Raw genomic sequence first — 13009 nt, 5'->3', positions numbered from 1 at the left:
CCGGGGCGCGGCGCGTCTCCTCCGGGCCCCGGGCACCTCCCCGTCACCGACGGGCCGTCACCGTCCCGTCCACCGCGAACAGCTGCTCCTCCACATGGTCCAGGGCCAGCCTCAGCGCCCCGGTCGCCACGGCCGCCTCACCCAGCAGCGACACCGCGACCTTCGGCGGCCGCAGACAGTAGCGGGCCAACTCCTCCCGCAGCGGCTCCAGTACACCGTCGATACCGGTCGCCCAGCCGCCGACCACCACCAGTTCCGGGTCGAGCGCCAGCACCAGCGCGGCCACGTCGTGCACCAGCCGCTGCAGGAAGCGGTCCACGGCGGCCCGCGCCCGCTGATCACCCCCGCGCGCCCGCGCGAACACCTTCGCCACCGCCTGCTCGTCCAGCGGGTGCAGCGGCTCGTCCGTCGTCGACAGCAGCGTCTCCGGCGTCACCTCGCGCCCCAGCAGATGCAGCGCGCCGATCTCCCCGGCCGCCCCGCCGTACCCCCGGTGCAGCCGCCCCCCGATCAGCGAGCCGGCCCCCGGACTCAGCCCGGCCAGCACGAACACGACGTCGTCGGACTCGGTCGCCGACCCCTTCCAGTGCTCGGCCACGGCCGCCGCGTTGGCGTCGTTCTCCACCAGCACCGGGCACTTGAAGGAACGGCTCAGCCGCTCACCCAGCCGCAGCCCGGTCCACTCCGGGAGCGCCGTCCCCAGCCGTATGGTCCCGTCCGCCTCGACGATCCCGGGAGTGGCGACCCCCACGGCCCGCAACGAGCCCCGCGCCACGCCCGCCCGGCGCAGCAGCTCGGCGACCGCGGTGCGCAGCCGCTCCAGCCGCTCGTCCGCCGAGGCGGTCTCGTCGACGTCCTTGGCCTGCGAGCCGAGTATCCGCCCGTCGAGGTCGGCGAGCAGGGCCGCCACCCGGTGCGGTCCGATCTCCAGGCCCAGCAGATGGCCGGCCTCCGCCCGGAACCGGAACCGCCGCGCGGGCCGCCCCTGGCGCCGGGCGACACTCTCGTCGGCCGCCTTCTCGACGACGAGACCCGCCCCGATGAGGTCCTCGACGACCCCCTCGACCGTCGGCCGGGACAGCCCCGTGACCCGCGTGATCTCCGTGAGCGTCGCGCAGTCCGCGGCACGCAGCGCGTGCAGCACCACCGCGGAGTTGATCCTTCGCAGCAGCGAGGGATCCCCGCCGGTCAGCCGCCCCACCGTCCGTCCTCCCAGCTCGTGCGCGTGTTGGGCGGATCGTACTCGGCAGGGGGAACCCGGGCGAGTGCGGAATCCGTACCGGTTCGTCACGCACTGTCAGCCCGGTGCCACGAACCCCGACTCGTACGCCGTGATCACCGCCTGGGTGCGGTCCCTCGCCCCGAGCTTCGCCAGGACCGAGCTCACATGCGACTTCACGGTCTCCGTGCCCACCACGAGCCCGGCGGCGATCTCCGCGTTGGTCAGCCCGCGCGTCATGAGCCGCAGCACCTCGGCCTCCCGCTCGGTCAGCCGGGCCCTGTCCAGAGTCTCCCGGGCCGCCCGGTTACCGCCCCCGTCGCCGTACTCGGCGGCCAGCCGCCGCACCGACGCCGGGAACAGCAGCGACTCGCCCTCCGCGACCAGCCGTACCGCGTGCACGATCTCGGCGGGCCGGGCCCGCTTCAGCAGGAACCCGTCCGCACCCGCGCGCAGCGCCTCGTACACGTACTCGTCGTTCTCGAAGGTCGTCACCACCAGGATCTTCGGCGGCCCGTCCACGGTGCGCAGCACCGCGCGCGTGGCCTCGATGCCGTCCATCAGCGGCATACGGACGTCCATGGCGACCACGTCGGGCCGCAACCGCCGCACCAGCGGGATCACCGCCGCCCCGTCCGCCGCCTCCCCGACGACCTCGATGTCGTCCTGCGCCTCCAGCACGGCCCGCAGCCCCGCGCGGACCAGCGGCTCGTCGTCGACGAGCAGTACGGTCACCGGCATCCCGCCAGCCTAAGGGCTGTCAACTCAGCGGGAGCTCGGCCCGCACCCGCCAGTCGCCGGCGTCCGGTCCCGTCGAGGCGTGTCCCCCGAGCAGGGCGGCGCGCTCGCGGATCCCGCGCAGCCCGCTGCCCCGCCCGGGGCCGGGTATCCCGGCCGCCAGCGGATTGCGCACCTCCAGCCGCAGCAGGTCGCCGACCACCCCGACCCTGACCCGCACGGGAACGGCTCCCGCGTGCCGCAGCACATTGGTCAGCGCCTCCTGGAGGATGCGGTAACCCTCGCGGGACACCGGCCCCGGCACGGTCTCCAGCGGGCCCGTCACCTCGGCGTCGACCTTGGCGCCGGAGGCTCGCGCCGACTCCAGCAGCCGGCCGGCCTCGGCGAGCGTCGGCCGGCCGCGCAACGGCCGCTCCGCCTCGCGCAGCACCCCGAGGACCCGCTCCAGGTCCTCCAGGGCGGCCCGGCCGGTCTCCTCGATGGCGTCGAGCGCCCGGTCGGTGAACTCCGGATCGCCCGCCGCCCGAGCCGCTCCCGCCTGCACCACCGCCACCGTCAGCGCGTGCCCGATGGAGTCGTGCAGTTCCCGGGCGATCCGGTTGCGCTCCAGAAGCTGCTCCGTCCGCTCCTCCAGGGCGGCCAGCCGCTCCGCCGCCGACGGGCCGAGCAGCCCGCGCGCGACGACGGTGACCAGCTCGCCCAGGCCGACGACGACGCCGTACAGCGCGAGAACGGGGAGGGGGACGAGCAGAGCCGGCCACCAGCCCGGTGTCGCGTCGGGCAGGAGAGGTATGCCCGCCGGCGCCCGGCCGTGCGCGAGTTCGTAGACCCCGGCGGGCAGCCACACGCACGCGAACACCGCCGCCGCGCCCAGGACCATCCGCGCCTCCAGCCACACCACCGTGCGCACCCGGTCGCGCCAGGTCGCCGAGGGGGCCACCGAGAAGCCGGGGTCGGCCACGCCGGGCAGGAGCAGCAGCCGGGCCTGCACCCCCTCGCCCGTCCGCACCGCGGGGATCAGCCCGACCGGTACCAGCAGCAGCGCGGGCACCCATGGCCGCGATGGGTCGATGAACATCCACACGCTCACGACCAGCATCGGCACCCACAGGTGCAGCAGTCGTGTGTACGTCGTCCCCCGCAGCAGCGGGCGCAGCAGGCGGCCCATGCGGACAAGCCTGCCAGCCCCCACTGACAACGGTCCTCCCCCGGGCGGGGGAGACACTCTCCCCCGCCGGGGGAGGCCCGACGCCCCGTCCGGCGGCGAGAGTCGTGGCCATGACCAGCATCGACGTCCACGAGCTCACCAAGGAGTACGGCCCCCGGCGGGCCGTGGACCGCCTGACCTTCCGTGTCCTGCCCGGCCGCGTCACCGGCTTCCTCGGCCCCAACGGCGCGGGCAAGTCCACGACTCTGCGCCTCGTCCTCGGCCTGGACCGGCCGACCTCCGGCACCGCCACCCTCGGCGGCCGCCCCTACGTCACCCTTCCCGACCCCCTCCGCCGGGTCGGCGCCCTCCTCGACGCGCAGGCCGCGCACGGCTCCCGGACCGGCCGCGACCACCTCCTCGCCCTCGCCGCGAGCAACCGCATCCCGGCCCGCCGGGCCGACGAGGTGCTGGAGGAGACCGGGCTCGCCCCGGCCGCCCGCCGCCGCGTGAAGACGTACTCGCTCGGCATGCGGCAGCGCCTCGGCATCGCCGCCGCCCTGCTCGGCGAGCCCGAGGTGGTGCTCCTCGACGAGCCGTCCAACGGCCTCGACCCCGAGGGCATCGTCTGGATCCGCGGGCTGCTGCGCAGGCTCGCCGGTGAGAGCCGCACCGTGCTGGTCTCCAGCCACCTCATGAACGAGACCGCGTCCTTCGCCGACCACCTCGTCGTCCTCGGCCGGGGCCGGCTGCTCGCCGACACCCCGACACGGGACTTCATCGACACGCGTGTACGGCCCCGCGTCCGCATCGGCACGACCGACCCCGCCGCCCTGAAGAGCGCCCTCGCCCGGCACGGCCACGAGGCCGTGGAAGAGCGCGACGGGCACTGGACCGTGGCCCACGCACGCGCCGCCGACATCGGCCCCCTCCTCTCCGAGGCCGGAGTCCCCCTGCTGGAACTGACCACGGAGCTTGGCACGCTGGAGCAGGCCTACCTCGAACTGACCGCGGCCGACGCCGAGTTCGCGGCGCGACGACCCCAGGAGGCCTGACCGTGCCCGTTCTGCACGCCGAGTGGATCAAGATCCGTACGCTGCGGTCGCAGGCCGGCGCCCTGTGCGCGATCCTGCTCGCCACCGTCGCGTTCTCCGCACTGGCCGGGTTCGACACCGAGGGCGCCGACTCCGACCCCCTCTTCTCCGCGTTCTTCGGCGTGACCTTCGGGCAGATCGCCGCCATCGCCTTCGGTACGACCGCCGTCTCCATCGAGTTCCAGGGTGGTGCCCTGCGGCTGTCCCTGGCCGCGGTGCCCCGCCGGGGCCGCTGGTTCGCCGCCAAACTGACGGCGATCGCCCTGCCGGTGCTCGCCGTCGGCCTCGCCACCGGCCTGGCCACGGCGGCAGTGGGCAGCGCGCGCCTTCCGGAGCTGAGCACCGCCGAGTGCCTGCGCGGAATGCTGGGCTGCGCGCTCTACCTGACGCTCATGGCTCTGCTCGCCGCCGGACTCACGACCGTTCTGCGCAGCGGGGTGGCGGCGCTGGGCATCCTCGTCCCCTTCCTCCTGATCGTGTCGTTCGTCGTCGGAGACCTGTCCGGCAACGCAGCAGACCTTCTGCCCGACCGGGCCGGCCAGGTGGTGCTGCACAGCAGATGGGACGGCACCCCGGGTCCGTGGACGGGGCTCGCGGTGACCGCGCTGTGGACGGCCGCGGCGATCACGGCGGGCGCCTGGCGACTGCGCCGCCGGGACGCCTGAGCGCGGGTGGGACCTGGCGCCGCGGCTCAGCCCTCGGCTGCCACCCGCAGCCGCCCGAACTCCTCCGCCATCGTCGCCGCCGTCCAATGCGCGTTCAGTCCGCTGGGGTTGGGCAGCACCCACACCCGGGTGTCCCCGAAGGCCCGCTCCTGCGGGCCCACCGCGGCCTTCCGGTCGTCGAAGGCGGCCCGGTAGGCGGTCACGCCGACCACCGCGAGCCAGCGCGGTTTCAGCGCCGTCACCTTCTCCACCAGCAGCCGCCCGCCCTCGAGGTACTCCTCGGCGCTCAGCTCGTCGGCCCGCGCGGTCGCCCGCGCCACCACGTTCGTGATGCCGAGCCGGTACGTCAGCAGTTCCCGCTGCTCGGCCGGCTTCATCAGCCGCGGAGTGAAACCGGAGAGGTGCAGGACGGGCCAGAAGCGGTTGCCCGGGCGGGCGAAGTGGTGGCCGGTCGCGGCCGTCATCAGCCCCGGGTTGATGCCGCAGAACAGCACCCTGAGGCCACCCGCGACCACGTCCGGTACGAGACGGTCGCGGGCTGCCTCCAGCTCCGCCTGGGTGAAGCGCCCGACACGGGTCAGAGGATCGCTCCGGGGGTGTAGCCGGCGGCCTCCGGGCGCTGCTTGACGATCTCCTCGATCCGGCCGACGACCGTCGCCACCTGAGCGGCCGCCGCGCCGGTGAAGGACAGCTTGTCGGCCATCAGGGCGTCCAGCCGGGCGCGGTCGAGCGGAATGCGCTCGTCGGCCGCCAGCTTGTCCAGCAACTCGTTGCGCTCGGCGCCCTGCTCCCGCATCGCCAGCGCCGAGGCGACGGCGTTCTCCTTGATCGCCTCGTGCGCGACCTCCCGGCCCACACCGGCGCGCACCGCGCCCATCAGCACCTTGGTGGTGGCGAGGAACGGCAGGTAGCGGTCCAGCTCACGGGCGACGACCGCGGGGAAGGCCCCGAACTCGTCGAGGACTGTCAGGAAGGTCTCCAGCAGACCGTCCAGCGCGAAGAACGCGTCGGGGAGGGCCACCCGGCGCACCACCGAGCAGGACACGTCGCCCTCGTTCCACTGGTCGCCCGCCAGCTCGCCGGTCATCGACGCGTAGCCGCGGAGGATGACCATCAGACCGTTGACGCGCTCGCAGGACCGCGTGTTCATCTTGTGCGGCATCGCGGACGAACCGACCTGGCCGGGCTTGAAGCCCTCGGTCACCAGCTCGTGCCCGGCCATCAGCCGGATCGTCTTCGCCAGCGAGGAGGGAGCCGCCGCGAGCTGCACCAGGGCGGTGACCACCTCGTAGTCCAGCGAGCGCGGATAGACCTGGCCGACCGAGGTGAACGCCTCCGCGAAGCCCAGGTGGTCGGCGACCCGCCGCTCGAGCTCGGCGAGCTTCGCGGCGTCGCCGCCGAGCAGGTCCAGCATGTCCTGGGCGGTGCCGACCGGGCCCTTGATGCCGCGCAGCGGGTAGCGCCCCAGCAGCTCCTCGACCCGGCCGTACGCCACCAGCAGTTCGTCGGCGGCGGTCGCGAAACGCTTGCCGAGGGTGGTGGCCTGCGCGGCCACGTTGTGCGAACGGCCGGCCATGACCAGCTCGCCGTACTCGCCGGCCAGCTTGCCCAGGCGCGCCAGCACGGCCACCGTGCGGTCGCGGACCAGCTCCAGCGAGCGCTGGATCTGCAGCTGCTCGACGTTCTCCGTCAGGTCGCGGGACGTCATGCCCTTGTGGACCTGTTCGTGGCCGGCGAGGTCGTTGAACTCCTCGATCCGTGCCTTCACGTCGTGCCGCGTGACCTTCTCGCGCTCGGCGATCGAGGCCAGGTCGACGGTGTCCAGGACACGCTGGTAGTCGGCGATCGCCGCGTCCGGCACCTCGATCCCGAGGTCCTTCTGCGCCCGCAGGACGGCGAGCCAGAGCTGACGCTCCAGCTTCACCTTGTACTCGGGCGACCAGAGCGTGGCGAGCTCGGCGGAGGCGTACCGTCCGGCGAGGACGTTCGGGATGCGGGGCTTGGCGGGAGCGGAAGTCACGTGGACGGAGTTTACCCACCGTCCAGGGTGGCGCGTCACCATCTACACAGGGTGAGAAAGTCCAGTTCAGGGGCTCCGAGTCCGCTGACTCGCGCATAGTCCGTGAGACATGTGTGAGACGGCGGGCCCCGACCGGTGGCTTCACCACCGGTCGGGTCCTTGAACCAGAACCTTCCGATCAAGGAGCCGGACCCATGCAGAACGTACCCGCCCGCTACCCCGTCGGCATCGCCCCACAGCTTTGAACGTTCTCCGTCGAAGCGCCTGATGCCATGCGGTGAAGCGGCATCAAGCGTGCATGGATCGCAGTGCAGACGCCCTGCGATCGCGCTTTCGCCTCCTTCGTGTGATCCGGATCATCATTCGTGGTCAGCCGGTGAGGCGGCGGCGTGCCTCGTCGCGGACTGCGGCGCCGTCCGGGTGGCCGGGCAGCCACTGCTCGGGCTCTCCCACGGTGAGTTCCACACCGCCGCCGGGCAGCGGCACCGTGCCGTCCGGCGCCACGCCCCTGCGCTGGAGCTGGGCTGCGGAGAGGTACTGCCACCAGGTCACCGGGGGCGTGCCGAGGTCGGGCGTGGCCACGGTGATCCGGCGGGTGCTGCGCTCCGCGGACACGCCCGCCCAGTCGAGGCCGGCCGCCCAGTCGCGCAGCAGGTCACGCAAGGCCCGCATCCGCTCGGCCACCTCGGCCGGCGACCAGTCGTGCCCGGCGGTGACCAGAGTCGACGCCGGGCCGCCGATGCTGCCGGCGACCAGGTCGGTGTCCAGGTCGGCCAGCGTGGCCACGGCCCCGGCCGGCAGGTCGGCGACCGCCTCGGCGGCTTTCCCGGCGGGGACAGGGCTTTCCACGCCGTACACGAAAAGGCTGAGCCGCCGCCCGGCCAGCCAGGTGAGCAGCGGGGTCGCAGGCGCCCAGCCCGGCGCGGCCCGGACGTACGCCCAGGCCGCCGTGCCGAACCCCTCCAGGTCGTCGAGCCGGCCGGGCTGGGCCACGTCGACGGTCACGTCGGCGTCGCCCAGCCACTCGGTGAGCAGCTGCGGCACGGCCAGGACCGTTTCCGCGGGCAGCGCGCCGAAGTCGACCAGAACCAGCTGGCGATCGGGCAGCGGGACCACCGGGGAGACGTACGCGACCCGCTCGACCTCACCGGCGGCATCGCGTGCGGTGAGGCCGAGCAGGCCGTCGCGGACGGCCGTCGCCGCCCCGAGAGCGGAACGTACCTCGATCAGCAGACTCTGATCGGTGCGCAGGGTCTTGCCGATCTCGGGTGACACGACGGCCGCCACTGCTCTACCTCCCGTAGTCGATACGCGACGGGATCAAACCGGCACCGGAACCCGGATGATCGGCGGGACGGGGATGCAGATGAGGCACCGGTTGTGCGCGTCGTCGTACTCGGAGCGCTTGCGTTCGGCCTTCGCCCTGGCCGCCGTCGGTGCCTTGTCCTCCTTGGCGAAATATACGTGGCCGGCCAGTTCCGGCTCACCCCAGACGACCACCTCGTCGCCACCGAGGAGGTAGTCGTCCCAGCTGTCCAGGACCAGGAACGAGTTGGCCCAGTCCTGCAACTCGGTGCCGCGTACGAAATTGACGCCGTAGTTCGCCGCCGCGAACAGGTAGCCGCCGAGTTGCGCCTCCACCTGGCCGCGGTCCTTGTAGTCCTTGACCTCGAAGATGTTCAGCTCGTCGGTCACCATGTCGACCTTGAGCGGGTCGGCCCAGCTGCCGAACCACCGCGACGGTGGATAGTCGTCGTTCAGCCGCGGCGGCTTGACCTCCCAGTCGACGGCGTCGCTGACCGACGTGCCGCCGCCGAGCTGGTCGTCGACGAACCGTGACCACCAGCCCTCGCGGCGCTTGTTCAGCTCGTTGAGGGCAAAGGCCTGCGCGGCCTTCTCCCGCTCGGCGCGCGGCTCCTTGTTCCACAGGGCGTTGAGGCAGTAGAAGCGGGCGTCCAGGCAGTCCTGCGGGATGTTGCCGCGGGTGCTGAGCATGTGTCCCTGGAAACACTTGTTGTGTGCTTCGATCGAGCCGTTCGGTGGCGGGCAGTTCTCCTGGAACAGTTTCAGCAGAGAGGTGACGATCCCGCCGACCAGGTCGCCGATGGAGACCTCGCCGCTCGGGTCGACGTAGTTGAGCGGGCTGTTCTCGGCGTACGCGTACGGGCTGAGCGTGTCGGTCTGCCCGACCATCGTGGTGAGCGGGTCGCGGCTGGTGAACCGGGACACGTCGTTGTCGTAGACGCGGGCGCGCAGGTAGGTCAACTCACCGTCGAGGGACAGTTCGCCGCGGTAGCCGAACGCCGGGGAGTTCTCCGCGGACTCCGGCTCGCCGAAGACGCTGTAGCTGTTCGACTGCGTCCAGGCCTTGGTGTCCTCGGTCCGGATCGCCGAGCCGTACACGTCGGTGGAGAACGTCGCGGAGTCCTTCCTGGTGTCGGCGAAGACGCGGCCGACGCCGTACACGAAGTTCGCGGTGTCCTGCCCGCCCTGGGTGAGGATCTGCGGTGTCGAGCCGTCGCCGCCGCTCCACCGGTAGGTGACGGCCTTCTCGTGCTCGCCCGTCAGGCCCTTGTCGGTGGTGTCGAGCAGCTTGGACAGCAGGCCGTTGCCGTCGTAGGTGGCCGCGGTGACGTCGGTCCTGCCGTCGCTCGATCGGGCGGCCTCGACGACACGGCCGAAACCGTCGTACGTGAGGGCGAGTTCCTCGTGCTTGCCGACGCGCTTGACGAGGCGGCCGGCGGCGTCGTACGAGTAGGTCACCTTCTTGTCATCGTCGCCGGTCAGGTCCTTCGGGCCCCGGTCGGCGGTGATCAGCTGGCCGGCCGCGTCGTACGTGTAGACGGTCTCCTTGCCGCCCTGGGTGAGGCCGGTCCGGTTGCCGATGGCGTCGTAGGCCAGGGTGATCGTGCCGCCCTTCTCGCCGGTCGCCTTGACGACCTGACCGGCGGGGTCATAGGCGTAGTGCGACTTGCGGCCCGCCGCCGGGTCGGTGTACTTGACGATCCGGCCGTCCGCGTCGCGCTCGACCGTGGCGTCGAACACCTCCTGCCCCTTGCGTTTCTCGGTGTAGGCGGCGAGCAGGCCACCGTCGTACCGGTATGTCCGCTTCCACTTGTCCGGCAGGTTCTCGGCCAGGGTGCGGCCGTCGGCGTCGAGCTTGTAGGTCACCTCACCGGCCTTCGGATCCGTCAGCCCGATCAGCCGGCCGTCCACGTCGTACCGGTAGTCGATCGTCAAACCGTCCGGGTACGCCAGTGCGACCCGCCGCCCGGCAAGGTCGTATGTGGAGGTGACGACCGCACCGTCCGGGCCTTTCGTGGTCAGCAGCCGGCCGACCTTGTCGTACGCGTACTCGGTCGTCCCGGTGCCGTCGGTCATGCTGCTGCGCCGGCCGAGCTTGTCGTAGCCGAAGGTGACCGTCGTGCCGTCGTCGGCGGTCCGCTTGGTCAGCAGGTTCCGCTGGTCGTACTCCATGGCGACCGTCCGGCCGGCCGGGTCGGTGACCGAGGTGAGGTTGCCGGCCTGGTCGTACGCCTGCCTGGTGACCCGGCCCAGCGGGTCGGAGACCTGGGTCTGTCGGCCACCGCGGTCGTAGGCGTACGTGGTGACCGCACCGTTGGCATCGGTCAGGGTGCCGAGGTGGCCGCCCTGGTCGTAGGTGTACTTCGTGGTGCCGCCGTTCGGGTCGACCGCGGCGCTCAGCTGGCCGGCCTTGTCGTAGCTCCAGGTGCGCACCGCGCCGGACGCGCTCGTCTGCCTGGTCTTGCGGCCGGCCGCGTCGTACTCGTAGCGGGTGACGCCGCCGCGCGGGTCGGTGGCCTCGACCATGTTGCCGGCCGTGTCGTACGCGTACTTGTCGAGCAGGCCGGCCGGGCTGAGCTCGGAGGTCTTGTGGCCGTCGGTGTCGTAGGTGTAGACGTAGACGCCGCCGCTGGGCAGGGTCTTCTTGACCAGGTTGTCGACGGCGTCGTAGGCGTAACGGGTGGTGTTGCCCAGCGGGTCGGTCTCGGCGGCAAGACGGCCCCGGGCGTCGTACTCGTATCTGGTCACCGCGCCCAGCGCGTCGGTGACCGCGACGACACGGCCCGCCTTGTCGTACGTGGTGACGGTCCGGTTGCCGGCCGCGTCCTCGACCACCGTCTGCCGGTCCAGTGCGTCGTACTCGTACGTGGTGATGTTGCCGGACGCGTCGGTCAGCGTGGTCGCGTTGCCCCGCTCGTCGTAGCCGGTGACCTGGGTGCCGGCCGGGTCGGTGAGCGTGGTCTGCCGACCGTCGGCGTCGTAGCCGTACCGCACGACCGAGCCGGACGGGTCGGTGACCGTGCTGACGCGGCCCAGCGGGTCGTAGCTGAGCGTGCTGGACGCGCCGAGCGGGTCGGTGACCGAGGTGAGCTGCCCGTCGCGGTCGTAATCGTAGGTGATCTTACGGTCGAGCGCGTCCGTGGTGGCGGTCAAATTGCCGTACGCGTCGTAGTCGTTCTTCGTCACGGCGCCGGTCGGGTCGGTGGTGCGCAGCAGGCGGCCGCTCGCGGTGTACTCGTACTTCGTGACGGCGCCGCCCGGGTCCGTCTTCGAGGTGACGCGGCCGGCACCGTCGTAGCCGTACTTGTGGACAGTGCCGGACGGGCCGGTCACCTCGGTGGGGTGCCCGACCGCGTCGTATCCGATCCTGACGACCCGGCCGGCCGGGTCGGTGCTGGCGGTCAGGCGGCGCGCCGTGTCGTACTCGTATGTGGTCTTGCCGCCGGTCGCGTCGATCACCTCCGTGACCAGGCCGGCGTCGACAGTGGACCGGGTCACCGCGCCGTCCGGTGCGGTGACCCGGCTCGGCACCCGGCTGTCGCCCGCGTATTCGTAGGTGGTCACACCACCTGCGGCGTCGGTCACGGTGGTCAGCCGGTCACTGTTGTCATAGCCGTACGCCGTGGCGACGCTGCCCTGGGCCTGCCGCGTGACGTTGCCGCGCGCGTCGTACTCCAGGGTGGTCTTCACCCCGCCGCGGGTGCCGAACTCCACGAGCCGGCCGGCGGCGTCGAAGACCTGGCTGATCGAGTTGCCGTTCGGGTCGGTCGCGCTGATCAGCCGGCCGGCCGTGTCGTGCCGGTAGAGCACCGGCGCCGTGGAGCCGTTGGTGGTCGCGGTCGTGACCCCGGTGCCCTCGTCGTAGACGATGTCGAGCGCGCCGCCCGTGCCGTAGCCCTGGTGCGACACCCGGTTGTCGCCGTCGTAGGTGTTGGTGACCGAGGCCAGGCCGTCCGGGTCGGTCACCACGGTGAGCAGGCCGGCGTCGGTGGTGGTGTAGCGGACGCTTGCCTCGCCGGGCACCTTGACCGCGGAGAGCCCGCCCCGCTCGGAGTAGCTGTAGGTGACGGTGCGCCCATCGCCGGCCTCGACAGTGGTGAGCCGGCCGTCGGCGTCGTACCCGAAGGTCAGCGTCCCGCCGGTGGAGTCCGTGGCCGTGTGGAGCCGGTCATCGGTGTAGGCCAGCGTCACCTGCTCCCCCTCGGCGGAGATGCTGCTCAGCCGCCCGTTCTGGGCGAAGGCCAGCGCCTGGCCGCTCGGGTAGCGCAGGGTCCAGCCGTCGCCGGGCCCGGTGCTCAGGTCGGCGTCGATGTCCTGCGGGCGGCGGAAGCCGCCCGAGCCGTCCGCTGCGAACGTGAACTCACGACCGTCGTCGTCGGTGAAGGCGACGTCGCCGTCCGGGCCGGCCTCGACGCGCTGGCTGTAGCTGGTGGTCCAGCCCCTGCCGAACGGGCCGACGCTCGAGTTGAGTGAGTTGTACCAGCGGCTCCAGCCGAGCAGGCCGGAGGAGAGGGAGAGGTCGGTCGCGGCGGTGGTGAAGTTGCCCGTCGCGGTGTTGACGCCGACGCCGGTGAAACCGTATCCGGCATGCTGGCCGAACAGTTCCTCGACGGGCCGGGTCACCAGCACCGGCTCTCCGGCATAGGCGGACGTCGTGGCGGGCATCGTGGCGAGCACCGTCGCGACGACGGCCGCCAGCGCCACGCCTAAGCGCAGTCTTGTTCTCATGGGTTTCCCTCCACGCGTGCGGTGGAAGCGGTGCGAGAGAGCGCCGCGGGACGCCCGGGATGCTAACAACTACCTGAAGACCACCACTATGCA

At 72.1% G+C, this 13009-nt stretch carries 9 protein-coding genes; 2 read left to right on the top strand and 7 right to left on the bottom strand.

Features of this window, described 5'->3' with window-relative positions; genetic code table 11:
- Positions 1 to 43: 43 nt before the first annotated feature.
- The 3 genes from ABT057_RS38910 to ABT057_RS38900 all read right to left on the bottom strand — a co-directional run bounded on the left by ABT057_RS38910 (position 44) and on the right by ABT057_RS38900 (position 3125).
- Positions 44 to 1201 (bottom strand): ROK family transcriptional regulator, encoded by a 1158-nt coding sequence (locus ABT057_RS38910; RefSeq protein WP_352348645.1) that lies wholly within the window; start codon positions 1199 to 1201, stop codon positions 44 to 46.
- A gap of 96 nt (positions 1202 to 1297) precedes the next feature.
- A complete protein-coding gene (locus ABT057_RS38905; protein WP_352348644.1) occupies positions 1298 to 1960 on the bottom strand; it encodes a response regulator transcription factor in 663 nt (220 codons plus the stop codon).
- 19 nt (positions 1961 to 1979) lie between these two features.
- Positions 1980 to 3125 (bottom strand): sensor histidine kinase, encoded by a 1146-nt coding sequence (locus ABT057_RS38900; RefSeq protein ID WP_352348643.1) that lies wholly within the window; start codon positions 3123 to 3125, stop codon positions 1980 to 1982.
- 110 nt (positions 3126 to 3235) lie between these two features.
- Here ABT057_RS38900 and ABT057_RS38895 point away from each other — a divergent pair, with 110 nt between their 5' ends.
- Together ABT057_RS38895 and ABT057_RS38890 are read left to right on the top strand one after the other, a co-directional pair.
- Positions 3236 to 4159: an ATP-binding cassette domain-containing protein gene (locus tag ABT057_RS38895; protein WP_352348642.1), complete on the top strand. Its 924-nt coding sequence runs from the start codon at positions 3236 to 3238 to the stop codon at positions 4157 to 4159.
- Entirely contained in the window at positions 4156 to 4863 is a 708-nt protein-coding gene (locus tag ABT057_RS38890; protein ID WP_352348664.1) for an ABC-2 transporter permease family protein, read from the top strand. The genes ABT057_RS38895 and ABT057_RS38890 overlap by 4 nt, the downstream gene beginning before the upstream one ends.
- Before the next feature lie 26 nt (positions 4864 to 4889).
- Here the strand turns inward: ABT057_RS38890 and mug are convergent, their stop codons facing one another.
- The 4 genes from mug to ABT057_RS38870 form a co-directional block, all read right to left on the bottom strand.
- Positions 4890 to 5378, bottom strand: a complete 489-nt coding sequence (gene mug / locus ABT057_RS38885; protein ID WP_352348641.1) for a G/U mismatch-specific DNA glycosylase — start codon at positions 5376 to 5378, stop codon at positions 4890 to 4892.
- 62 nt (positions 5379 to 5440) lie between these two features.
- On the bottom strand, positions 5441 to 6883 hold the full coding sequence (purB, locus tag ABT057_RS38880; RefSeq protein ID WP_352348640.1) for an adenylosuccinate lyase: 1443 nt from the start codon (positions 6881 to 6883) through the stop codon (positions 5441 to 5443).
- A 369-nt stretch (positions 6884 to 7252) separates the two neighbouring features.
- Positions 7253 to 8170 (bottom strand): hypothetical protein, encoded by a 918-nt coding sequence (locus tag ABT057_RS38875; RefSeq protein ID WP_352348639.1) that lies wholly within the window; start codon positions 8168 to 8170, stop codon positions 7253 to 7255.
- Between the two features lie 33 nt (positions 8171 to 8203).
- Positions 8204 to 12916: a DUF6531 domain-containing protein gene (locus ABT057_RS38870; protein ID WP_352348638.1), complete on the bottom strand. Its 4713-nt coding sequence runs from the start codon at positions 12914 to 12916 to the stop codon at positions 8204 to 8206.
- Between the last annotated feature and the right edge of the window lie 93 nt (positions 12917 to 13009).

Source organism: Streptomyces sp. NPDC002588 (assembly GCF_040295925.1).
In the GTDB taxonomy this organism is placed as follows: Bacteria; Actinomycetota; Actinomycetes; order Streptomycetales; family Streptomycetaceae; genus Streptomyces.
This window is presented reverse-complemented; position numbering and strand designations above follow the sequence as displayed.